This is a genomic window from Corallococcus sp. M7, from assembly GCF_054512695.1.
Window position 1 is genome coordinate 2250301 of the sequence record NZ_CM137252.1, and the last position, 23256, is coordinate 2273556.

Sequence of the window (23256 nt, forward strand, 5' to 3'; positions counted from 1 at the left end):
GGCGACCATGTCCTGGCACACCGTCCTGGCCTTCTGCCTCCTCTCGCTGCTGTGCCCCCAGGCGGTGGCCCAGGAAGCGCGTCCGGCTGCGAAGTCCGTGCTCCTGCTCATTCCCGAGGATACGGCGCTGCCCGCCATGGCGACGCTCGTCGCCAGTCTCCGCTCCTCCTTGTGGGAGGCCCAGGGCGGTCCAATCACCCTGGATGTCGAGAGCCTGGATCTGGGCTGGGCTCGCGGGGCTGCCTACTCACAGGCCCTGCACACCTGGTACCTGGCCAAATACCGGGAGCGTCGGCCGGATGCGCTCATTGCCTTCCGCTCCGACGCCATCCAGTTGGCCCTGCGGCTGCGCCAGGAGCTGTGGCCGGATATCCCGATGATCGTCCTCTCCGAGGACGAGCGGCTCTGGGAGCAGCAGCCTCGCCTGGAGCGGGTGGCCGGCCTCTGGCTGCGTTATGACATGCGGGCCACCGCGGAGCTGGCCCTGCGACTGCTGCCCGACACACGGAGGCTGGCGCTCGTCAACGGCTCCAGTCCCTGGGAGCGCGCTCAGCAGGAGCGGATGGTGCGAGAGCTGCAACCGCTGCTGGCGCGGCGGGGGCTGGAGTTCATCGACCTGAGCAACCTCCCGCTGGCCGAGCTGCTCGAGCGCGCGAGGACCCTCCCCGAGGACACCGCGGTCCTCACCTTCACCTTCATGACCGATCCCAGCGGGAGACCCTTCGTGGGCCGCGAGATCGCGCGCATGTTTCTCTCCGCCAGCAATCGGCCCTGCTTCGCCCTCCATGACACTGTCATGGGGCTGGGGTTCGTCGGCGGAGCGCTCGTCAGCTACGAGGCCGTGGGCCAACAGCTGGGCGTGCTCACCTCCCGCGTGTTGCGCGGAGCGCAGGAGGAATTCCTCGCGCCCCTGAAGCCGGCATCCGTGGACACGCTGACGGTCGATGCCCGTGCGCTGCGGCGCTGGGACATCCCCCGTGAGCGGGTGCCTCCCGGGGTGCGGCTCGCCTTCGACGAGCCCACGCTCTGGGAGCGCTACCGCTGGTGGGGCCTGGGGGCCCTGACGCTCAGCGGCCTGCAGGCGCTGGTGGCCGGGGGGCTCGTGGTGGAGCGCCGCCGCCGCATGCGTGCCCAGACCGAGCTCCTCGAGCGCCAGCGCATGGAGAAGCTCGCGGAGATGGAGGCACGACGAACCCTGGAGCAACTGGCCCACGTGAGCCGGGTGGCCGCCCTGGGCGAGCTGACCGCCTCCCTGGCGCATGAAATCAACCAGCCCCTGTCCGCGATTCTCAGCAACGCCCAGGCCGTACGCCGCCAGCTCAACGCCACTCCCACGGAGCTGGAGGAGATGCGCGAGGCCCTCGGGGACATCATCGCCGACGGCAAGCGCGCGGGCGAAGTCATTCACCGCATGCGCGTGCTGCTCAAGCGGGGGGAGCCAAGGCGGGAGCTCCACTCCCTCAATGACCTGGTGCGTGAGGTGGCGCGCCTGCTGGTCAACGACATGCACCTGCGCGGCGCGGAGCTGCACCTGTCGCTGGACCCGGCGCTGCCCGCCGTCGAGGGGGATGGAATCCAGCTCCAACAGGTGGTGCTCAACCTGCTCATCAACGCCATGGATGCCATGGCCGAGGTCCCCGCGGGCCAGCGCCAGGTGCGCGTCCTCACCGCCTCGCCAGTCGCGGGGCGGGTGGAGCTGCGCGTGCAGGACTCGGGAGGAGGGATTGAGCCCTCGCGGCTGGCCCGCATCTTCGAACCCTTCTACTCCACCAAGGAACACGGGCTGGGCATGGGGCTGTCCATCAGCCGCTCCATCGTCGAGGCGCACGGTGGCCGCTTGCAGGCCGAGAGCCCTCCCGGGCAGGGGGCTCTGTTACGGTGCGTGCTTCCCGCCGTCCACCCGGAGTCCTCGTCATGACACAGGCCCCCGCGACCATCTTCCTCGTGGACGACGATGCGTCCGTGCTGCGGGGGCTGGGGCGGCTGCTGCGCGCCGCCGGCCATGCCACGAAGTCCTTCGCCTCGCCCGCCGACTTCATCGCGCAGCTGCCCGGGGACATGCCGGGCTGCGCCGTCCTGGACCTGCGGATGCCGTGGCTGAACGGGCTGGAGCTGCAGCAGGCCATGGAGTCCATGGGCTGCCACCTTCCTGTCATCTTCATCTCCGGCCATGGGGATGTGCCGGCCAGCGTCAGGGCCATGAAGGCCGGCGCCGTGGACTTCCTCCTCAAGCCCTTTGATGAGCAGCAGCTGCTGGGCGCCATCTCCCAGGCCCTGCTCAAGGACGCGGCGGCCCGCGCGAGCCGCGCCGAGACATCCGCGCTGCATGCCCGTCACGCGGTCCTTACTTCTCGCGAGCGCGAGGTCTGCGCGCTGGTGGCCCAGGGGCTGACCAACAAGGAAGTCGCCCAGCGGCTGGGCATCGCGGAGAAGACCGTCAAGGTGCACCGCGCCCGTGTCATCGAGAAGCTGGAGGTGGGCTCGGTGGCGGAGTTGGTGCGGTTCGTGGACCGCCTGGGCCTGGGCTGAGCCCGCGCTGTGTAGGCACTAGGGCCTATATTCATGCGCTGACACCCGGAGTAGAGGTGCCGGCCTTCTGAAGGCCACGAGGAACGTTCATGTCATCTCTGTTTTCGTCGGTGCGCACCGCATTGGTGCTTGGACTGGCCGCCAGCACCCTGGCCGCGTGCCGCGACAAGGACCCGTCGCCCAACGTTCCGCCGGTGTCCCGCAACGTCACCCTCGAGACGGTGGAAGACACGCCCCTGGAGGTGAACCTGCCGGCCAGCGGCAACGGGGCGCTCACGTTCACCATCGTCGACGCACCGGACCACGGCACGTTGAGTGAGATTGGCGCCAATGGCGCCATCACCTACACCCCCGCCGCCGACTACCATGGCGAAGATGCGCTCGTCTTTCGTGCCACCGACCGCAAGGGCCAGAGCGCCCAGGGCACGGTGACCCTCACCATCACCCCGGTGAACGACCTTCCCACGCTCTCCCCGGTGGCCAACCAGACCCTCGACGAGGACAGTGCGACCGGTGACCTGACCTTCACCGTGGGCGACGTGGAGACCCTCGCCGACGGCCTCGTGGTCACCGCCACGTCCTCCAACACCGCCCTGGTGCCGAACGCCGCCGCGAACCTCATCTTCGGAGGCTCCAGCGGCAGCCGCACCCTCAAGGTGGTCCCCGCCGCGAACGCCAGCGGCTCCACCACCATCACCCTCTCGGTGAGTGATGGCTCCGCCACCACCTCCACCTCCACCTCCTTCCTGGTCGGCGTCACCGAGGTGAACGACCTTCCCACCCTCTCCCCGGTGGCCAACCAGAGCGTCAAGGCTGGCGGCTCGACCGGCGACCTGGCCTTCACCGTGAGCGACGTGGAGACCGCGGCCGACAGCCTCGTCGTCACCGCCACGTCCTCCAATGCCGACCTGGTGCCGAACGCCCCCGCGAACCTCATCTTCGGCGGCTCCGGCTCCAGCCGCACCCTCAACGTCGTCCCCGCCGCCAGCGCCACCGGATCCACCCTCATCACCCTCCTGGTGAGTGACGGCACCGCCACCACCTCCACCTCCTTCACGGTCGAGGTCACCGGTCTTGCGAAACTCTATTGGGTGACGGCCACCGGCTCGCTGTGGCGGGTGGACGTGGACGGCGCGAATGCCATTGAGCTCAAGACCGGCATCAGCGGGACAGGTGTCATCGCCACGGACCCGGTCACCCGTACCGTCTTCTACACGCGCGACAGCGCCATCGTTCGCGCGGACAGCGAAGGGGCGAATCCGGTCGATGTCGTGGCGAATGGAGGCTACCCCAGCGGGCTGGCGGTCGATTCAACGAACCGCAAGCTGTACTGGTCCGATTTCAACGGGAGGCGGATCATGCGCGCCGAGCTGGACGGCAGCAATGCCACTCAGATTGTCAGCGGCATCGATAGCCCGTCCGCCCTCGCCTTCGATATCCCGAATGGCAAGGCGTATGTGATTACCTACAACAACACCGTGCTCGTCCGCTTCAACCTGGATGGGACCAGCGTGGAGACGGTCGCTTCAAGCCTGGGGGGCCAGGGCGTGGGCCTGGCGATCGATTCGAGCAGCGGGAAGGTGTACTACTCGACCCGCGGCAACAGTCTCTATGTCATCAACCTGGACGGCTCCAACCCCACCGCCCTGGTGACCAATCAGAGCACGGTGCATGGGATTGCCATCGATGCCACGGCCGGGCGGCTGTATTGGGCGGATTGGCTGGGGACCGCGATCCGCAGCGCCAATCTGGCTGACGGCGGAGACATCCAGACCGTGAACTCGGGCAGCGCCCGGAACCTGGGGCTGGCCTGGATGCCCGCGCCGTAGCTCCTCGCAGGCGGCAGTTCGCGCCCGGGAGCCCCAATGGCCCCGGGACGCGCGCGTTGTTCATGAAGGCGTTCCTTGATGGTCGTCATCCGCCAGCGCGTCACGTTCAACAACACGAGGGAATAGAGATAGGCATATCCCTCGCAGCCCATCTCATATGCCGTATCGAAGCCCGAGTCAGCGCTCCTGCGCGGTGTAAGCATCAGGTCCCATATCCATGCCCTGGCGCCCAGAGTAAGGGGGGCCGCCGACGTGACTTGGGCCCCTGCTCGGGTTGCTGGCCGGCTGGGCCAAGAGCCTCTTCACATGAAAAACCTACCCACCTCACTTCTTGCCTTCTGCCTGGCGCTGGCAGTCATTGGCTGCCATGAGCAGCCGTCTCCGCTTCCTCCCGACCGCTCCTCACTCAAGGTCGTCCTCGCGGAGACCCGCATCTCCGCGGGGATGACGACCCTCGCGAAGGCCCAGCGGGTCCATGCGGATGGCCGCGCCGTCGACCTGGACGCCTCCACCTCACGGCAATGGACGTCGTCCGCTCCTCAAGTGGCCTCCGTCGAACCGCAACCGGATGGCACTGCCAAAGTGACGGCGCTCAAGGCCGGTAGCGCCATCATCACCGTCAACGCGGACAAGGCCTCGGGTGAGGCAGCCCTCGAAATCACCGCCGCCCAGCTCCTCTCGCTGGAGGTGTCACCCTCCCTTGCGTCTGTGTCCGTAGGAGTCACCCAGCAATTCACCGCCCGGGGCAGCTACAGCGACGGCACCACGGTCGATGTGACGAGCAGCGCGACGTGGACGACGAGCGACAGCGCCATTGCCACCGTGAGCAACACGGGCCTGGGCACCGGCGTGGCCGCAGGTGGGCCCGTCACCCTCACCGCCACCCTGGGTGGCGTGAGCGGCACGGCTCAGTTCACCATCAAGACTCCGCCGCCCGTGCTCACCTCCATCGAGCTCACTCCCGCGGCGGGTTCGGTGCTCTCGGGCTCGACACAGCAGTTCACCGCCCAGGGCAGCTACAGCGACGGCACCACGGCCGATGTGACGAGCAGCGCGACGTGGACGACGAGCGACAGCGCCGTGGCCACCGTGAGCAACACGGGCCTGGGCACCGGCGTGGCCGCGGGGGGGCCGGTCACCCTCACCGCCACCCTGGGTGGCGTGAGCGGCACGGCTCAACTCAGCGTCACCGGGTGGGCGTCCGCAGGGGCGCTGTCCACGGGCCGCTACAACCACACGGCCACGCGGCTCGCCTCGGGCCGGGTGCTCATCGCTGGGGGGCGCGATGGGACGAACCCCCTGGGCAGTGCGGAGTCGTACGACCCAGCGACTCACTCCTGGTCTCCTGTCAGTGCCATGTCAAATGGCCGCTTCGCTCACGCCGCCGTCCTGCTCTCCGATGGTTACGTGTTCGTCACCGGGGGCGTCGGCGCCCTGACCAGCGCGGAGATGTATGATCCGGAGGGCAACGCCTGGTATCCGGTCAGCCCCATGAGTGGGGGCCGCTCCGGTCACACCATGACGCTGCTCCCCTCGGACCGGGTTCTCGTCACCGGCGGCAACGATGGCAACAACGCCGTGGCCACCGCGGAGGTGTTCGAATCGCTCGCCAACCTCTGGATCAGGCCCAGCGTCATGAGCACCGCCCGCTTCAACCATACGGCCACATTGCTCTCCTCGGGCAAGGTCCTTGTCGCAGGGGGGACCAACGGCTCCGGGAGCTTGAGCAGCGCGGAGTTGTACGACCCGGCCACCAATACGTGGGCTCCCGCTGGCGCCATGGTGTCGCGACGCAGCCTTCACTCGGCCACGCTGCTCCCCTCCGGCAAGGTGCTCATCTCAGGGGGGCAATCGCCCGCCGAACCCGCGTCCGCCGAGCTGTATGATCCCGCCACGAACACCTGGTCCGCGGCAGGCTCCATGGTCGAAGGCCGCTCCCGCCACACCGCCACGCTGCTTCCTTCGGGCAAGGTGCTCGTCGCGGGAGGCGAGGGCAGCGGCTATTACAACTCCGCGGAGTTGTACGACCCGGCCACGTCTTCCTGGTCCGCCATCAGCTCCATGGCCGAGCCCCGCGGAGCTCACACCGCGACGCTGCTGACCTCAGGCAGGGTTCTCGTCGTGGGGGGCGAAGATGGAGCCCACCCACTTTCCACGGCGGAAGTGTACGTGCCCTGAGCGCACAGCCTCTCGGGAGGCATGCGGCCCCGGGCACGAGGAGACCCCCTTCGGGGGGCTGATCAGAAGATGCCTTGTCCCGGGGTGAGGATGCGGTCCGGGTCGTAGCGCCGCTTCGCGTGCTCGAACCGCTCCCAGGCAGGGTGGAAGTGGCGGCGCCAGTCCGCGGGACTCAGGGGCACCGCATCCACGGGATAGATCTTCCCGCCGATGGCCGTGAGCCGGTCGAAGATGGCGCGGTTCTTCTGCAAGAGGGAGGCGACGTTCTCCGGCGTCGGTGGAATGGCGGTGCGCAGCAGGGAGAAGAGGAAGACGTGTCTGTCGTTGGGGGTGCGCAGGAAGGGCGTGGTCAGCTCCGAGGCGCGGAAGGGGTAGAGGAGGATGGGCCCCTGACCCATGTCGGCCTCGGTGGTCTGCGAGAGGACCTCCTGGACGAAGGACTCGGCGGACCGGGCGGGGACGAACATGTCCAGCCACGGATGGGGGAAGCCCCAGACGCCGAGTTGCTTGAGCAGCTCGACCAGCGGCGCGAGCCGGTTGGCGAAGTCGAAGTAGCTGCCGTCGCTCACCTGGAGCGTTCCCGGCTGGAAGCCGAGGCCCGCGAGCAGTCTCGCATCGTTCGGCTCCGAGCCCGGCGTGAAGTACTTCACCACCTCGAGTTGATACGCCCGGCCCCCGTTGGAGGCGACGACGGAGCCCTCGACGTAGTCGAAGCGACCGTCCTCGATGAGCCGCCGCTGGTCCTCCATGAAGCGGTGGAGGTCGTTGTACAGCGCGATGTACGTCCGGGCGCGGGGCTGCACCTCGACGAGCCGCACCCTCGCTCGCACGATGATGCCGAACTGGCCCAGGCCCGAGCGCACGGCGTCGAACAGGGGCCGCTCACGCCAGCGCGAGCACCGCACGAGCTCCCCCCGGCCCGTGATGACGTCCATCTCCAGGACGTTGTCCACCTGGAGGCCCCAGCGAAACGCCTGCCCGCCGATGCCCCCCGCGGACAGCGTTCCCCCGACGCTCAGCTCGATGTAGTCGGTCAGCACCGGCGGGCTCTTGCCGTGGGGAAGCGAGGCCTGGAGCAGCTCGTGCCACCGGACGCCTGCATCCACCCAGGCGCTGTCCTCGCCAATCTCGTGGACGGTCGACAGCGTGGACATGTCGATGACGATGCCTGCCGCCACCTGGGACTGTCCGAAGGTGCTGTGGCTCTCACCGAGGCCCCGAGCGGCGGCGATCTTCAGGTCCTGGCGTCGCGCGAAGCGGACCATGGCCACGATGTCCTGCACCGAGCCGGGAACGAGCACCGCCCACGGCGTGCGGTGAAGGATGTGCCCGAAGTCCTCCGAGGCCGCGGTCCGCGACGCCGTGTCCATCAGCAACTCGCCATCGAGTGGCGGTAGGGGGACCGCGCCCGCCTCCAGCGTGGAGGCCCAGCTCCGGCTCATGGGGTTGAATGCCACTGCCACCAGCGCACCTTGGAGCAACGTCCTCCGGGAGACGGTTCGACCCGACATTCAATCCTCCTTCGATGTCGGAGATTTCTATCCCGAGGCCGCTCCCCTCAACAATCGGCGGCCTGGATGCGCGCCTCCCTCACGAACTGGAAGGCGCGCATCAGGGACTGCGTCAATTCAGTACACGACCACCGAGGCGTAGACGCTGGTGCCGTTCGTGTAGGCCACCAGGGCTCCGCCGTTCGACGGGAGCGCCGCGACCGCTGGCGCGGCGCCTGGTCCCACCGTCCTGGCATCCGTGGTCAGAATTGTGGCCGCCCCCACGAGCATCCGGTCCAACTGGATGTCGCCCGTTCCCCGCTGGGTGGCGATGTAGCCGTTGCCGAGCGCGTCCGCGTCAATCGTCCGGAAGGAACCGGGGCCAACGTCCGTGGGCAGGCCCGGCACCTGGGTGCTCGTCCCTGGCGCGGACACCGGGATGACGTCCACGTTGTCGTCCCCGACGGAGCCCGTGGTGTAGATGAAGCCGTTGGAGCCCGTCCAGTCCGAGAAATAGGCCTGCCCCGGCGGGGAGCTCAGCGCGCCGAAGGTGGTCCCCTGGTCGCTGCTGCGACGGATGCGGAAGGAGGGGTCGTCGCTCACCGAGAAGACATCTCCGCTGATCTTGTCCACGATGACGTCGAAGTAGGCATTGCGCTGCTCCACGTCCGTCACGCTGAAGTCGTTCGCGCCTCGCGCGAAGTTCCGGAGGACGCGCATCCCCGCGGAGCCTTGCGAGACGGAGATGTAGAGGGCGTCTCCCCTGGAATCCAGGCTGAGGGTCGGGTTGGCCGCCGTGCTGAGGACTCGCGGCGCCTCCCAGCTCGCTCCCGCGTCGACGGTCCGGGTGAAGACCAGCGTGCCCGCGCTGGTGGCCGCGACGTAGGCGATTCCCGTGGGTCCGCCTTCAATCGCGACCTCCGCCGTGTTGGTGATGCCCAGGGGCGTGGGCCCCACCCAGGTGTGGCCACGGTCCACGCTCACGCTGACGTGGACCTCGCCACCGCACCGCATGACGGCGTAGAAGCGCCCCAAGGCATCCACCGCGACCTTGCGCCCCGTGTTCGTGTTGGCCGTGGTGCAGTTCAGCGCTCCGCTGATGAGCGTGGGGGGCACATTCGTAAAGGCATCCAGCTGGCACGTGGCGTCGCAGCCATCCCCCGGGGTCGTGCCGCCATCGTCGCACTGCTCTCCCGTCACGCTGTCGACCAGGCCGTCGCCGCACACCTCCACGCCCTGGCAGTCCGCCCGGCAGCCGTCGCCCGCGACGCGGTTGCCGTCGTCACACACCTCACCCGAGTCCATGAAGCCGTCGCCGCAGACGGGCGGCCCCCTGACGGTGAGGGTGAGGGTGGCGGTATTGGAGACCAGCGCGCCGTCGCTGGCCGTGAAGGAGAACGCGTCCTGCCCCTGGAAGTCCGCGGCCGGCGTGTAGAGCAACGAGGCGCCCGTCCCGGACAGGGTTCCGTGTGCAGGAGGCGCCGTCACGGTGTACGTGAGCGCGTCCCCCTCCACGTCCGTGGCCACCAACGTGATGGGCGTCGACGTGTTGTAGTTCACCGTCACCGAGGCGGAGGCGGCCACGGGCGCGTCGTTGACCGGCGTCACGGTGACGGAGACGGTGGCCGTTGTCTGCTTGCTGCCGTCGGAGACCGTGACCTGGAAGGAGTCCTCTCCGGCGAAGTTCGCGCTCGGGGTGTACGTCACCGACGCCCCTGACAGCGAGAGCGTGCCGTGGCCAGGCGTGGAATAGGAGAACGAAAGTGCGTCGCCATCCGGGTCCGTCGCGGGGATGGTGATGTTCACCGAGGTGTCCTCGGGAGTGGTCGCGTGGACGTCTTCGACAATGGGCGCTGCGTTGTTATCGCAGACGCTCGGCTGCCCCGTGCAGGTGTAGCCCGGCTCCACCTCACAGACGCTGTTACAGCCGTCGCCGGAGAGCTGGTTGCCGTCGTCACAGATTTCGGCCCCACCGATCACGCCGTCGCCACAGATGACTCGCAGCGACGTCTCCACCGCGTCCACCAGGTAGAGCGCCACCGCGCCCTTCAGGCGCACGTAGCGATAGGGCACGTTCCCCGGGTACGTCGCCACCGCGACATGCGTCCCCAGGCCCAGCTCCACCAGGTGCAACGAGCTGGAGCCAATGAAGGTCCCATCCGCCATCAGGAAGTCCACCTGGGCCACCAGCGCCAACGACAGGCCCTGGTAATAGACGCGCAGGTCGCCGGTGCCTTCCTCACCCTGACCCAGGTCCAGCACCAGCGCCGCGTTGAGCAGGCCCAGCAGCGTCGCGGCCCGCCCGTCCGGAGCGCCCAGCGCCGCGCTCGCGTTGAGCACCGTCGCCGTGGTGCCCGACGCCACTGCGTCCGCATGCGGGTCCCACGTCAACGAGGCTCCCAGCGTCTCGCTCGTCAACGCCCCTTGGGCTTCTTGCGACACCCGATCCGCGGGAGGACGGGACTCCACACCACACGCCCCCAGCGACAAGGCCAATGTCACGCCCAACCACCACGACCACGGAACACCAGGACGGCTTCGCATCGAGTGTCTCCCCCAATGAGCGGGATGGAGCCCGGAACGGACCCTCCCCCCATGGAATGAAAGGCACTATCCCTTCCTTTCTCCTGCTCGGCGCGCAACATGCGAATGGCCAGCGTCCTCTGGCGCCCCGCCAGCAAGCACCCGGGGACCATCGACACGGAATCCATGGCATGCATTTGAGCGTCTTCGCGAGCCGACCCATGCTGCTGGATCCCTTGCACCTGGAGCCCGAGTTCAGCGCCATGGTGGATACGGGGAAGCCGCATGTGCCGGTTCGCCTTGGCGCTCATGAATCCAGGCGCAATGCATTTCTTCCATCCGGCGGAGGCTCCGGGGCATGTCACGAATGGATGATGGCCCTCAAGTCCGAACGACAAACGTCAGAGGGCTGTGATGGTCTCCCCGCTCCCCGGAATGCCTTCCGGAAAGGAGGCACCATGCTTCGAAGCACATTGAAGTCTGCTCTGGTGGCACTGTTCATCCCCAGCCTGCTGCTCACCGCCTGCGGTGAGGGCCCGGAGTCGCGTCCCGCCCTGGACCCGGAGATGGCCCGAGTGCCGGCGGGCGCCCCGGTCCGCGAGGGCTACGCCTGGAACGCCGCGAGAGGGAAGCTGGTGCCAGTGAGGTACGCCGAGGTGGATGGCCTGGCCATCCTCGAGGGAGACATGGTGCTCGGCACGGTGGAGGAGATGGAGGCGCGCGTGCGCGAGGTGAAGGCCCGGGGAGGTCTCGACGCCCCGGGGGTCCATGCCCAGGGCGTGGCCATCACCGGAGCAGTCTTCCGCTGGCCCAACTCCGAGGTGCCCTACGCCATCGACGCGGCTGTGCCAAACCAGGTGCGCATCACGGACGCCATCAATCACTGGCAGCAGCGTACGCACCTGCGCTTCGTGCAACGCACCGTGCTCAACGCGGCGCTGTACCCGAACTACATCCAGTTCCAGACGGGCACCGGGTGCAGTGCCAACGTGGGACGGATTGGTGGCAGGCAAGGGGTGTGGCTGGAGGGGGGCTGCAGCACGGGCAACGTCATCCATGAAATCGGACACGCCCTGGGCCTGTGGCACGAACAGTCGCGCGAGGACCGCAACAACTACGTGCTCATCCGGCCCGAGAACATCACTCCGGGCTATGAGCACAACTTCAGCCAGCAGATCGCCGACGGTGACGACATCCTCGCCTATGACTACGGCTCCATCATGCACTACCCGAGGACGGCGTTCTCGCGGAATGGGCTGCCCACCATCGAGCCACTGGGGGGGCAGGCCATCGGGCAGCGCGATTCGCTGAGCATCACGGACGCGGCAACCGTGGCGCGTCTCTACTCGAGAACCGTCTCCCTGCGTGCCTTGCGCGGCCACTACGTGGTGGCCGAGGGCGGCGGCGGCGGCGCGGTGAACGCGAATCGTGCCGCCGTGGGGCCCTGGGAGAAGTTCCAACTGGTGGACCGCAACGGCTTCGAGCTTCAGACCGGCGACCTCATCCACCTGCAGACGGCCTCAGGCAACTATGTCATGGCCGTGAACGGTGGCGGTTCGGGGGTGACCGCCACCTCCACGGCGCCTGGCAATTATGAAACCTTCCGCATCATGAAGATCTCCGGCACGGGCCTGCTCACCATCGGCAATGGAGACACCGTGGCCCTGGCGACGAACGATCTCCTCAACCCCCGCTATCTGTATGCCGATAACGGTGGCGACGGCGCTGTGTATGCCGCCGGCGCCGCCGTGGGGCAATGGGAGCAGTTCACCATCAACTTCTACTGAGGGATGGGGTAGGGCAGAGCAGCTCCGGGCGAAAGCAGGCACGCGTCTGGGAGGGCGTGGTCGCGGGAAGTACCGTGGCCACGCCCAGGTCCTTGTAGAGCACGTGATGCCATCCCAAATCGTGCCGGTGGCTCTGGGCAGGCCGTCTAGTGGACGGCTTTTCTGGATGCTTCAGTCGGTGCCCGCCTCCGTATAGGCTGGACAGATGTTTCACGCGCAGCGCTTCGGCGTTCAATTCCGAGTAACATCGCACGCGGCTTCGGGTGTTCCCCCTTACTCCATGTGCCTCTCCGCCCCGAACCACGAGTCTCCATGATGGCAAGCAAGGCGTGCTGGATCCTCTTCTCCGCTCTCTGTCTTGCTGTGGGCCTCTATCCCGGCAGCTACTTCCTCGCGGCCTCGAACTTCGGACTTCGTGCTTTGAAGAGCAGCGAGCTCCTGACCGACCCCGTCTGGAACGCGGCTTTCTATACGCACATCGCCCTGGGAGGACTCGCGCTGGCCATCGGCTGGACCCAGTTCGTCGCGAGACTGCGACTCCAACGCCCGGGGGCACACCGTCTGCTCGGAAAGGTCTACGTCGGGGCGGTCCTGCTGAGCGGGCTCGCCGGCGTCTACGTCGGCTTCTTCGCCACGGGGGGCGTCATCGCCGCGGCGGGCTTCGTCAGCCTGGGCATCGTCTGGCTCTACACCACGGTCTCCGCCTATCGGTTCATCAAGAGCCGGCGAATCGAAGAACACCGGCTCATGATGACCTACAGTTATGCCGCCTGCTTCGCGGCAGTCACGCTGAGACTCTGGATGCCCGTCCTGAGCTACGCTCTGGGTGACTTCATCACGGCCTACAGAATTGTCGCCTGGCTCTGCTGGCTCCCCAACCTTGGCGTGGCATACCTCCTCTTGCGCAGACGGCTCCAGGAGCGCGAACTCGCGCTTTCGTGACGAGCCCCCGTTGTCATGGATGGTATTGTCATGGAATGAGGGCCCTTCGGTTGACGCCGTATGGCGGCTCCGCTTGCGCATGTCTGGCATGGAGTCGCTGAAAGCTCAATGCCGCCTATGCGGACTACGGGCAGCCGCGGTTCTGGCAGGACCTGCACACCGTCAGCATCCAGGGCCCGCTCGGCAAGGACCATGCTTACTCGAGCGCCGGCACCGAGTTGGTCGCGCACACCCTGGAGAAGATCCACGGGGCTCCCTACGAGTCGTTGCTCGCGGAGTTCCTGGCGCGGGAAGCCGGTATGCACGACACGCGGCTGCGCCTGCGTGCCCAGGACGCCCACCGCCTGGCTCCTGGCTACCACAGCGACAACCCGGTCGGCACCACGCCGATGCCACTCCTGCCCTGGGGCGCGGCGGGAGCCTTGAAGGCGACGATGCCGGAGATGGTGAAGTACTTGCGCTTGCAGTTGAGCAACCATCCCGCGGTGACAGAGTCACACAAGCCGCTGGTGCGCTTCGCGGAGGACTTCAGCATTGGCTATTTCTGGAACATCGGCCAGAGCAGCCAGTTGGGCATCCACTGCGTGCATCACGGCGGCGTGCCTCGCGCGCAATGCTATCTCTACCTCGTGCCGAAGTATCAGTTGGGGGTGTTCATCATCACCCACCAGAGCGGCGATGCGACCGCCAACGCCATGGAACGCGCGCTGGCGCCCCTCTTCGACAGGGTCGAATCCATGCAGGGTCGCTAGCACGGCGAACAACAGGATGAAGCCGCGCCATCGTCCACGAACCAGAGTAGGTTCCCCCTCCCTGTTCGTTGGAGTTCCGTCGATGCCACAAGCCACACCGCGCTCGTCACTTCTGGGAGCGCGTCCCAGCGTCTTCCTGCTCGCCGGAGCGTTCGTCACCGGCATGTTCCTCTTCGCCCAGGGCGGCTGCGGAGGTGACGAGTGCCAGGACGCCGCCGACTGCCGTGAAGACAAGGGACCGCCGGCTTCGAACACGGAGTGGGTCTGCGAGGACAAGCGCTGTGGGCAGCATTCCGTCCAGGTGCCGCCCCCGGATTCCGGCACGGACGCGGGGACGCCCGACGCGGGGACGCCCGACGCGGGGAGATCCGACGCGGGGACTCCCGACTCGGGTCCCACCACGGTGAGCGTGCAGGTGCTCGCGTTCAATGACTTCCACGGGCAGCTCGAGGAGCCCGCGGGCCAGATTCTGACGGGCGTGGCGCCCGACGGTGGAGCGGTGCGGGTGAAGGCGGGCGGCGTGACGTACTTCGCCCGGCACATCGCGGCCCTGCGGGCCGCCAATCCGAACACGGTGGTGGTCGCGGCGGGAGACCTCATCGGCGCCTCCCCGCTGCTGTCGGGGCTCTTCCACGACGAGCCCACCGTCGAGGCGATGAACCTGATTGGCCTGGACCTGGTCGCGGTGGGCAACCACGAGTTCGACGAGGGCAGCACGGAGCTGTTGCGCATGCAGTCGGGCGGCTGCCACCCGGTGGATGGCTGCCTGGACGGGGATGGCTTCCCGGGCGCGACGTTCAAGTTCCTGGCGGCCAACGTGGCCACGGGCGTGGACCGCACGCTGTTCCCCCGCTACGACGTGCGCGAGTTCGAGGGCGTGAAGGTGGCCTTCATCGGCATGACGTTGGAGGCCACGCCGGAAAGCGTCATCCCCACGGGCGTGGCGGGGCTCACCTTCAAGGACGAAGTGCAGACGGTGAACGCGCTGGTGCCGGAGCTGCGGCGGCAGGGCATCGAAGCCATCATCGTGGTGGTGCACCAGGGTGGAATTCCGACCGCGGGCTCGCTGGTGAACGACTGCAAGGGCGCGGGCGCGGACGGCCTCATCTCAGGTGCCATCGTGGGCGTGGCCAAGGGCCTCAACGACGCGGTGGATGTCATCGTCAGCGGCCACACGCATCAGGCCTACAACTGCGTCATCGATGGCAAGGTCGTCACGAGCGCCTCGTCGATGGGGCAGCTCGTCACGGACATCGACCTGACGTTGAGCAAGGCGACGGGCGACGTCGTGGAGGCGCGAGCGAACAACGTCATCGTCACTCGCGACGTGCAGGAGGTCGGCGCGGTGAAGGAGCTGGTGACGAAGTACCAGGAACTCGTCACGCCGAGGGCCAACCGGGTCATCGGCTGGGTGTCGCAGACGCTCAGGACACAGTCGGACTCCGTGGGCCAGTCCACCCTGGGCTTCGTCATCGCGGACTCGCATCTGGAGGCGACGAAGCCCGCGAACCTGGGTGGGGCGCAGGTGGCCTTCATGAACCCGGGCGGCATGCGCGCGGACATCGCCCAGGGCGAGGTCACCTACGGCGAGGCCTTCACCACGCAGCCGTTCGGCAACAGCCTGGTCACCCTGACGCTGACGGGCGCGCAAATCGAGCAACTGCTGGAGTGGCAGTGGCGGCCGTCGGGAGCCACCCTCAAGCTGCTTCCGTCGGCGGGCTTCACCTATGCGTTCAGCGCGTCGGCGCCCGTCGGAAGCCGCGTCGACCCGGCGTCCATCCGGCTCAACGGCGTGACGGTGGATCCGGCGGCGAACTACCGCGTCACCGCGAACAACTACCTCGCGAGTGGGGGTGATGGCTTCCAGGTGTTCGCCGAGGGGACGAACCGGCTGGGTGGCGCCGTGGACAGCGACGCGCTGGAGGCATACCTGAAGGCACACAGCAGCCAGGCGAGCCCCTTGCCCACCCCCGCGCTCAATCGCATCACCCTGCTGCCCTGAGCGCCCGGATGGGGCAGGGCCTTCTTTTTTGCTCCCCGAATGAAGCCCTGCGCGAACCCGTTCTCGGCTTTTCTCTCAGAGTGCTCAAACTCTTTGAGCGGTGGAAAGGCGAATAACGTTCAGTGGTTTCAAGGAGGGGACGGCTGGCGCCCATCAATCGGGGGCCGATCTTGATGTCCGCATGACGCAGCGACCGGTTTTTGGGTGGGCACACCGGCCATGGGGACGTGCCCCACGACCGGCCTTGCTCCTCGGCGTGTCGACGCGGTCCTACCGCAGGGGCACGCGCTTGAGCCTGAAGGGCGAGGGGCTCTCGCTCATCGTGAAGTAGCTCGCGCCGTTGGCCTCGTACTCGATCGCCTCACCCTGGCCCTCGGTGGTGTCGGTCAGCGTGACGGGCGTCGCGAAGACGGCCGACTCGAAGCCGAGTCCCGGCGTCGCACGGAACTCGTAGACAGTGCGGTAGGTGCGAAGGAGGAAGCGATTTGCGCATGGGTGGATCGCCGCCGCGGTCGCGGCCGAGAAGTTGGCGTCTCCGTTCAGCGGCAGCTGGATCGTGTGGACGTGGATCAGCGTGGCCTGCACGCCCGGCGTCAGCGGCTGGGGGAACTTGTACACGCCGCTCTGCCCCGTGTCCCCGTTCTTGGTGACGACGTAGATGTCCCCGGTGATAGGGTGCACCATCAGCGACTCCGCGTCCTTCGCGCCGTCCGGATAGACGAACGGGAAGGCCTCGGCGACGAGCCCCCCCGAGGTCTGGCCGTTGGCGAGATCCGGCTCGGGCACGCGGTAGATCGTGAACGACGTGGGGCTGCCACCCGGAGGGAAGTTGGCGCTCCACTTCCCGATGTCACCGATGAAGATGCACGAGCCGCTCGGGCAGGGCCCGGTTGCGAGGTCCTCCCAGTCGGCCGGCGTCACGTTGGTCACGTTGAACGTGCCGATCGTGCTCGCGTTGAGGGTGTTGATCGCGACGATCGCGGTGGTGTCCTCGTTGTGCACGTAGAGCGCGTTGCCGACCACGCGGCTCGCGGCCAGGCCCGAGGGCTCCACGATTTGCGGCGCGGTCACGGTGCCCTGGAGCGTGAAGGTGCTCGCGTACGTGTCGCCGACCATGCAACTGGGGGCGTTGGCGGCGCGCAGGACGATCACGTGCGCGGTGTTGGTCTGCACGAACGCGGAGCTGCCGGAGAGGCCCGTCTGGAGGCCCGGCGCGGTGAGCGACCGGTAGGCCGCATTGAAGAGCAGTCCATTGGTGTGACCCAGGCACGCGTCGAAGGCCTCGGTGAAGCCGAGCGGCGGCTCGATGCCGGTGGCAGGGCAGGTGGCGTCCGGCCAGACCTGGGAGCCGTACCAGACGGCGAGGCCACCCGCGCTGCCGGTCACCACGTCGGGCACGGTGAACGACGCGGAGTCGCCGTTCTTCTGGCCTGCGTGCACGTCGATTGGCTGGATCGGATCGACGCCGCTGAAGGCCTCCACGCTCCCCGCCATGTGGGTGGTCGCGTCCAGTCCGAACGCGTAGCTCGCGGGCTCGGAGGCGCCCGCGACGCGGTAGAAGATCCAGGTGCGGATGGCCCAGGCGCTCTGCTCCGAGCGCAGGAACGTCCAGCCGGCGGGCGGCGTGACGGTCGCGGAGATGTTGTTGCGCACGATCACCCGCGCGATGAGCGCGTCGTTGGCCTGGGTCCCCGACGGCTTGGGGATCGACAGCGAAGCGACCGACAGGCCGCTGTGGCGCGAGCTCCCACGCAACGCGACCCCCGAGGACGGTGCGACCTCGGCGCGGCGAAGGGCGACGACCTGCGCGACGTTGGTCTCGGCGAACGTCGAGCTCCCGTTGAACGGTCCCTGGAGGCCGGCACCGGCGAGGGGCATGAAGGCGGCGTTGAAGACGAGGCCCTGGGACGAGGACACCAGGCAGGTGTCGTAGGTCTCGGCGAAGCCCACGGGGGGCTCGATCGCCGGCGTCGGACACGCGGCGCCGGTCCACGCCTGCGCGCCGAACCAGACGGCAGCCCCGCCCGCGGTCGAGGTGCTCAGCTGCGGCGTCGTGAAGGCCGTCGAGCCGCTGTTGCTCTTGCCAGCGTGCGTGTCGATCGGGTTGGCCGGATTGACGCCGGCATACGCCACGAGGTTGCCGACGAGGTAGCTCGCGATGGAGCTCTGGAACGTGTGGCTCGCGGGCTCGCTGGCGGTGGCGACGCGGACGAAGACCCAGCCGCGGATGCTCCAGGTGCTCATGTCGGTGCGCACCAGCGTCCAACCCGCGGGCGGGGTGAGCTCGGCGTCGATCTGGTTCCGGTTCGCAAGGTGCGCCAGCAGCACGTTACCGGCGGCGACGCCCGTAGGGGTCGAGAGGGTCAGGCTGGTGACCGTCTTGCCGCTCGCGTGCGTGGTGCCGACGAGGGTGATCTCCCCGGTGGCCGGCGGCTGGAGGGGACGCAGCACCACCGCGTGCGTGATGTTGGTGTTGGGGAGCGTGGAGCTGCCGGTGAAGGCGGGCTGGGCACCCGCGGCCCCGAGCTCCGAGGTGGCGGCGCTGTGCAGCACGCCGAGCGACGGCGAGACGAGGCAGGTGTCGAGCTGCTCGGTGAAGCCCGTCGGAGGGGTGTGGACCGCGGGGCACGCGGCGCCTCCCCAGACCTGGGCCGAGAACCACACTGCGAGGCCGTTCGCGGACGACGTGGTGGCGACGGGCAGCGCGAGGCTCGCGCTGTTGCCATTCTTCTGGCCCACGTGCACGTCGATCGGCTGGAGCGGATCCGCGCCCGACACCGCGACCAGGGTGGCCGCCATGGAGCTGGCGAGGTCGAGGGTGAAGGTGTGACTGCTCGGCTCGGCCGCGCTGGCCACGCGGAGGAAGAGCCAGGACTTGATGGCCGAGGCGCTCTGCTCGGAGCGCAGCAGCGTCCAGCCAGCGGGTGGGGTGGCGACGGCGGTGACAGCCTCGCGATTGCTCAGCTGCATCACCAGCACATCTCCGGCGGCCGTACCGACGGGGGTGGGGATGGAGAGGGTGGTGGTGGCCAGGCCGCTCGCGCTGGTGTTTCCTCGCACGGAGAGCGTGGAGAGGCCCTGGGCCGTCGTCGCATCCTGTACGTTGTCGGGCTGCGCGAGTTCAGTCGTTCCACAGGCGGCCATCAGCAGGGCGGCCGCGAGCCACAGACTTCGGAATGGGGTCATGGGGTTTCGATCGGGTGTCGACTCACCGGACTGGAGGTCCGGGATTCGGCCATGTGAAGGACCCCGAAGTGCGAAGCGCAATCGACTGTCATGACACGGGAAAGCTGCCGTGAAATGGTTGGGAACGTCGGGTGTCATCAAAAGAAGGTGGCAGTCCTGTCCATGCGGTCACGCGGAGTCCTTGGAGAGCGCGAAGCCCAAGGACATCTGCGCACGGTGCAAGGGCCGAAGGGCGGTCGGCACCCCGAGGGTGGGCCTCCAGGCAAGCCTCGTGACCGTGGCTGTGACCGGCTCGTGACGTCAGCAGAACGGTGCTGACATCCTGTGATCTGGAGCGTGCCTGGGACTGTGGGCTTCGTCGCGCTCGTGGGGCACGAAGCCATTGGAGGCCCTGCTCTTCGGGCGTCCGACCCAGAGGGAGTCGATTGGGGGGGCCTTGCGCTTGCGGTCCCTGCGGTGTGGGGCAATCCGCTTCACGCCATGCTCGTCCCAGACTCGCTCGTCGAGTTCGCTCACACCTGCCGCCAGGTATCGAGCCGCTGCGGAAACCCATCAGACTTCAGCGGGTTGTCTCGCTCAATTTCGAGATTGGCTCTGCGCTGCCCACGTTGGTAAGCGCGACGCTTCCCGGAGGAGGCTCTTCCTCCGGGGGCCTGGCGCGGGGGGCGCCAGCTCATCGATGAGGCCCCCTGGGGCTGGTCGCTCTGCATGCCGGACGCCGCGAAGCCGGAGGGCCAACGCTTCTCGGAGGAGGAGCCGGGACTGCGCGTCGGACCGGAGGAGACCGGTGCCGTGGCCTATGTCTATGTCTTCGATGTGGAGGCACGTCGGCTCGACATGTTCGCCACCCACGTCGGAGGCGAAGGCAGACGGCTCAGCTCGGTGAGCTTCTCCTCCACGGGCTCGCCCGACCTGCCGGCGCTCGACCTCCATCCCGAGGAGACTGTCACGGAGCCGTTCCTTCCCGGAGAGGCGCTCTCGGCTCGGGCGCTGAAGGACTGTCTCGAGGGCCTGCCGCCGCTCGAGGCGGTGCGCGAGACCGACTCCGTGCGCCTCGAATGGGTGACCACCCAGCAGGAGCCCGACGAATCGCTCTCCATCCTCTTCCGCGTGGTCACCTTCGAGGACGGATTCATCTCCAACGTGGTGGAGCAGGAATGGGATCTCGTGCCGCCCTCCGCGCGACGGGAGCCGGAGCGTGTCCGGCACTTCCTCGAGGCGTTCGCCGAGGTGCTGCTCGAGGACCCGAAGCGGTTCAACCCGTTCTGGATCTCCGCGCAAGACTCGCTGCGTCGTTCCGGCGCGAGGCAGCGTGAGAGCTTCGCGCGAATCCTGAGGGCGCACTGGGCCCGCGACTTCGGCTCGGAGGACGCGTCGTCGTAGGAGGACCTCCGGGTCTGGAGTTTGCGGCAGGGTCCCACGCTTCGACGGCCGCGCGCCCACGGTGCTCGTCAGTGCCATTGCTGGACCGAAAGGCTCGACTCAAACCTGGCGCGGCGCCCGAGCCCTGATGGGTCTACAGGTCAGCCACGAAATTGCTCAGCGACATGGGCGGCAACGCCCACCAGCAGGAAGATCAGGGCAGCGATGTCCGCCATGAAGACACGCGCGAGCTGGGTGTTGTAGCCACCCACGGACCAGGCCAGCCGGAGAAAGGAGATGACGCTGACAAAGCCGGCAATGAATGCCGTGGTCTATAGCGAAGGGTGAAACGCGGCGAATACGAGAAACAGTCCAAGAAGGCCAAAATGCACTGTCTGGATGGCTCGGGCTGCTGTGCGCTGAGAGCGCTCTTCGTAGAGCCCCACGCGATGGGCCTTCTCACCTTTTTATGCATCTTCGGTCTTCCCGCAGAATGCTCATGACTTTTCATTCTGCGAGCCTCATTCGCGAGCTGCCGCGACTTCGCGGGCCAGTGCGACGAACGCCGTGTGAGCGGCCGAGGAATTGCGCCGGCCAGGGTAGTAGAGGCAGAGCCGAGCGAGCTCCGGTGTCCAGTCCTCGAGCACGCGAACGAGACGTCCCGCTTCAATGTCGTCTCGCACGTCCGGCTCCATGAAGAAGCCGAGTCCGATGCCCTCCAGGACTGCGATCCGCGAGAGGCTGGCCTCGTCCAGTGTGATGGGACCCGTCACATCAATCAGGGCCGTCTGCCCCCGCTTACGGAACTCCCACCGGAAGAGGCTGCCATTCGGCAAGCGCACCCGGATACATCGATGACGGAAAAGGTCCGATGGGACGCGCGGCCGACCGTGCTTCTTCAGGTACGCCGGCGAAGCGACGATGGCATGGCGTTGGGGCTCTCCCAGCGGAATGGCAATCATGTCGCTGGGCACGAGGTTCGCCATCCGCACGCCGAAGTCGAACCCCTCGGCGACGACGTCGACCAGCCGGCCTTCGGTCACGACGTCGACATGCACGTCCGGATGGCGGCGGAGGTACTCCAGCACCAGTGGCGCGAGGATCTCGCGCGCCGCTGTCGCGAATGTGTTGATGCGCAGCATGCCGGACGGCTTTGCCTGCTGGGAGCGAGCCGCGTCCATCGCGCCGCGGATGTCCTCGAGTCCTGGAGCCACCTGTTCGACGAACGCTCTGCCGGCGTCGGTCAGCGAGACGCTGCGCGTCGTGCGGTTGAAGAGGCGTACGCCAAGATGTGCTTCGAGCTTCGCGACCGCGCTGCTCATCGCCGTGGTCGACATCCCGAGATCGAGGGCAGCGCCGCGAAACGAGCTCCTGCGAGCGACGGCGAGGACGGCATCGAGATCATTCAGTCCGGGTTGATACATCGATAGTCCTCTAAATCGGGATGCCACATCCTATTTTGTCCCTATTGAGCGGGCAATCGCGCGGGCTTACCTCTTGGGTCATGACAATGCACCCATCGATTCGAGCCTATTTCGACGCGGACAGTGCCACGCCGCTCCACGCCTTCGCGCCCGATGCCGTTGTCGAGGATGAGGGACATCGGCATGTCGGGCATGCGGCCATCGACGAATGGTGGCGCGACTCCCAGGAGAAGTATCAGGCCGTCGCGCAGCCAATCGAGGTGAACGCGAAGGGCGATGCCTGCGAGGTTCGCGCGAGAGTGACGGGCCAGTTTCCCGGCAGTCCCATCACGCTCACGTTTGCGTTCCGGATGAAGGGCGATCGGATCGCGGCTTTGAGCATCGGCGCGTGAGTCGCGATTCCCATTTCAACCCTGCAGAAGGAGATGACGTGATGAGAGAGCTAGAGGGGAAGCGCGCGCTCGTGACGGGTGGAACGAAGGGTATCGGCCGGGCGGTGGTCGCATGGCTGCGCGCGGCCGGCGCGACGGTGCTGACGACCGCGCGGGAGGGAACGGGCGAGGGCTTCATCGCCGCCGATGTCGCCACGGCCGAGGGCTGCGCGCGCGTCGTCAAGGCCGCCGGAGCAGTGGACATCCTGGTCCACGTCGTGGGTGGAACGTCGGCGCCGGCGGGCGGCTTCTCCGTCCTCGACGACGACGCATGGCAGAAGACGATCGACCTGAACCTGATGGCGGCGGTGCGTCTCGACCGGGCACTGGTCCCCGGAATGCGCGAGCGCCGGACCGGCGCGGTCGTGCACGTGACGTCGATCCAGCGGCAGATGCCGCTTCATGAAGCGACGACCGCGTACGCCTCGGCCAAGGCCGCACTCTCGAACTACAGCAAAGCCCTCTCGAAGGAGGTCGCACCGCAGGGCGTGCGCGTGAATCGCGTGTCACCGGGCTGGGTCGAGACCGAGGCCTCGGTCGGATTCATGAGCGAGATCGCGGCGAAGAACGGCACCGACGAGGCGGGAGCGAAGGAAATCGTGATGCGCTCGCTCGGCGGAATTCCTCTCGGGCGCCCCGCGCGTCCGGCCGAGGTCGCCGAGCTGATCGGGTTTCTCGTCTCGGACCGAGCGAGCGCGATCACCGGCGCGGAGTACGTGATCGACGGCGGGACGGTGCCCGTGAGCTAGCAGGCTGCTGGAAAACTCCGGTGCGGGGACGACCTCCCGCACCGGAGCTGGGTCTCCTCCTGACCTGGTGAG

General features: G+C 67.6%; 14 protein-coding genes and 1 pseudogene. 11 read left to right on the forward strand and 4 right to left on the reverse strand.

The window, feature by feature from the left end:
- The first annotated feature begins 7 nt into the window (after positions 1–7).
- The 4 genes from ACX114_RS09465 to ACX114_RS09480 all read left to right on the forward strand — a co-directional run bounded on the left by ACX114_RS09465 (position 8) and on the right by ACX114_RS09480 (position 6536).
- The gene (locus ACX114_RS09465; RefSeq protein WP_459296852.1) at positions 8–1918 is read left to right on the forward strand and encodes a sensor histidine kinase; all 1911 of its coding nucleotides are present in this window, start codon (positions 8–10) and stop codon (positions 1916–1918) included.
- Positions 1915–2529 carry a response regulator transcription factor gene (locus ACX114_RS09470; protein WP_459296854.1) on the forward strand — a complete coding sequence of 205 codons (615 nt, stop codon included), beginning with the start codon at positions 1915–1917 and terminating at the stop codon, positions 2527–2529. Before ACX114_RS09465 ends, ACX114_RS09470 begins: the two co-directional genes overlap by 4 nt.
- Before the next feature lie 89 nt (positions 2530–2618).
- Positions 2619–4358: an SMP-30/gluconolactonase/LRE family protein gene (locus ACX114_RS09475; RefSeq protein WP_459296856.1), complete on the forward strand. Its 1740-nt coding sequence runs from the start codon at positions 2619–2621 to the stop codon at positions 4356–4358.
- A gap of 306 nt (positions 4359–4664) precedes the next feature.
- Positions 4665–6536 (forward strand): kelch repeat-containing protein, encoded by a 1872-nt coding sequence (locus ACX114_RS09480; protein WP_459296858.1) that lies wholly within the window; start codon positions 4665–4667, stop codon positions 6534–6536.
- Between the two features lie 62 nt (positions 6537–6598).
- On the opposite strand, the gene ACX114_RS09485 is transcribed toward ACX114_RS09480, so the two are convergent.
- Together ACX114_RS09485 and ACX114_RS09490 are read right to left on the reverse strand one after the other, a co-directional pair.
- Positions 6599–8047 (reverse strand): FAD-binding protein, encoded by a 1449-nt coding sequence (locus ACX114_RS09485; protein WP_459296860.1) that lies wholly within the window; start codon positions 8045–8047, stop codon positions 6599–6601.
- 117 nt (positions 8048–8164) lie between these two features.
- A complete protein-coding gene (locus ACX114_RS09490) occupies positions 8165–10444 on the reverse strand; it encodes an Ig-like domain-containing protein (protein WP_459296862.1) in 2280 nt (759 codons plus the stop codon).
- Between the two features lie 593 nt (positions 10445–11037).
- Between ACX114_RS09490 and ACX114_RS09495 the strand changes: the two genes are divergently transcribed.
- The 4 genes and pseudogenes from ACX114_RS09495 (at position 11038) to ACX114_RS09510 (ending at position 16032) form a co-directional block, all read left to right on the forward strand.
- Positions 11038–12336 (forward strand): M12 family metallopeptidase, encoded by a 1299-nt coding sequence (locus tag ACX114_RS09495; protein ID WP_459296864.1) that lies wholly within the window; start codon positions 11038–11040, stop codon positions 12334–12336.
- A 312-nt stretch (positions 12337–12648) separates the two neighbouring features.
- The gene (locus ACX114_RS09500) at positions 12649–13278 is read left to right on the forward strand and encodes a DUF2306 domain-containing protein (RefSeq protein WP_459296866.1); all 630 of its coding nucleotides are present in this window, start codon (positions 12649–12651) and stop codon (positions 13276–13278) included.
- 134 nt (positions 13279–13412) lie between these two features.
- Positions 13413–14030, forward strand: a pseudogene (locus tag ACX114_RS09505) (serine hydrolase domain-containing protein); the annotation flags it as partial.
- Positions 14031–14112: 82 nt separating this feature from the next.
- Positions 14113–16032: a bifunctional metallophosphatase/5'-nucleotidase gene (locus tag ACX114_RS09510; RefSeq protein ID WP_459296868.1), complete on the forward strand. Its 1920-nt coding sequence runs from the start codon at positions 14113–14115 to the stop codon at positions 16030–16032.
- A 270-nt stretch (positions 16033–16302) separates the two neighbouring features.
- Here ACX114_RS09510 and ACX114_RS09515 read toward each other — a convergent pair whose 3' ends face one another.
- Positions 16303–19218 (reverse strand): cell wall anchor protein, encoded by a 2916-nt coding sequence (locus ACX114_RS09515; protein ID WP_459296870.1) that lies wholly within the window; start codon positions 19216–19218, stop codon positions 16303–16305.
- Positions 19219–19926: 708 nt separating this feature from the next.
- Here ACX114_RS09515 and ACX114_RS09520 point away from each other — a divergent pair.
- The gene (locus ACX114_RS09520) at positions 19927–20601 is read left to right on the forward strand and encodes a hypothetical protein (protein WP_459296872.1); all 675 of its coding nucleotides are present in this window, start codon (positions 19927–19929) and stop codon (positions 20599–20601) included.
- Positions 20602–21101: 500 nt separating this feature from the next.
- Here the strand turns inward: ACX114_RS09520 and ACX114_RS09525 are convergent, their stop codons facing one another.
- The gene (locus tag ACX114_RS09525; RefSeq protein WP_459296874.1) at positions 21102–22004 is read right to left on the reverse strand and encodes a LysR family transcriptional regulator; all 903 of its coding nucleotides are present in this window, start codon (positions 22002–22004) and stop codon (positions 21102–21104) included.
- A gap of 86 nt (positions 22005–22090) precedes the next feature.
- On the opposite strand from ACX114_RS09525, the gene ACX114_RS09530 reads away from it, so the two are divergent.
- Together ACX114_RS09530 and ACX114_RS09535 are read left to right on the forward strand one after the other, a co-directional pair.
- On the forward strand, positions 22091–22396 hold the full coding sequence (locus ACX114_RS09530) for a nuclear transport factor 2 family protein (protein WP_459296876.1): 306 nt from the start codon (positions 22091–22093) through the stop codon (positions 22394–22396).
- Positions 22393–23184, forward strand: a complete 792-nt coding sequence (locus ACX114_RS09535; RefSeq protein WP_459296878.1) for an SDR family oxidoreductase — start codon at positions 22393–22395, stop codon at positions 23182–23184. The genes ACX114_RS09530 and ACX114_RS09535 overlap by 4 nt, the downstream gene beginning before the upstream one ends.
- Positions 23185–23256: the final 72 nt, after the last annotated feature.

Coding starts and splice junctions, on each gene's coding strand:
- ACX114_RS09465 (WP_459296852.1), top strand. CDS start 8: ATGTCCTGGCACACCGTCCTGGCCTTCTGCCTCCTCTCGCTGCTGTGC.
- ACX114_RS09470 (WP_459296854.1), top strand. CDS start 1,915: ATGACACAGGCCCCCGCGACCATCTTCCTCGTGGACGACGATGCGTCC.
- ACX114_RS09475 (WP_459296856.1), top strand. CDS start 2,619: ATGTCATCTCTGTTTTCGTCGGTGCGCACCGCATTGGTGCTTGGACTG.
- ACX114_RS09480 (WP_459296858.1), top strand. CDS start 4,665: ATGAAAAACCTACCCACCTCACTTCTTGCCTTCTGCCTGGCGCTGGCA.
- ACX114_RS09485 (WP_459296860.1), bottom strand. CDS start 8,047: ATGTCGGGTCGAACCGTCTCCCGGAGGACGTTGCTCCAAGGTGCGCTG.
- ACX114_RS09500 (WP_459296866.1), top strand. CDS start 12,649: ATGATGGCAAGCAAGGCGTGCTGGATCCTCTTCTCCGCTCTCTGTCTT.
- ACX114_RS09510 (WP_459296868.1), top strand. CDS start 14,113: ATGCCACAAGCCACACCGCGCTCGTCACTTCTGGGAGCGCGTCCCAGC.
- ACX114_RS09515 (WP_459296870.1), bottom strand. CDS start 19,218: ATGACCCCATTCCGAAGTCTGTGGCTCGCGGCCGCCCTGCTGATGGCC.
- ACX114_RS09520 (WP_459296872.1), top strand. CDS start 19,927: ATGCCGGACGCCGCGAAGCCGGAGGGCCAACGCTTCTCGGAGGAGGAG.
- ACX114_RS09525 (WP_459296874.1), bottom strand. CDS start 22,004: ATGTATCAACCCGGACTGAATGATCTCGATGCCGTCCTCGCCGTCGCT.
- ACX114_RS09530 (WP_459296876.1), top strand. CDS start 22,091: ATGCACCCATCGATTCGAGCCTATTTCGACGCGGACAGTGCCACGCCG.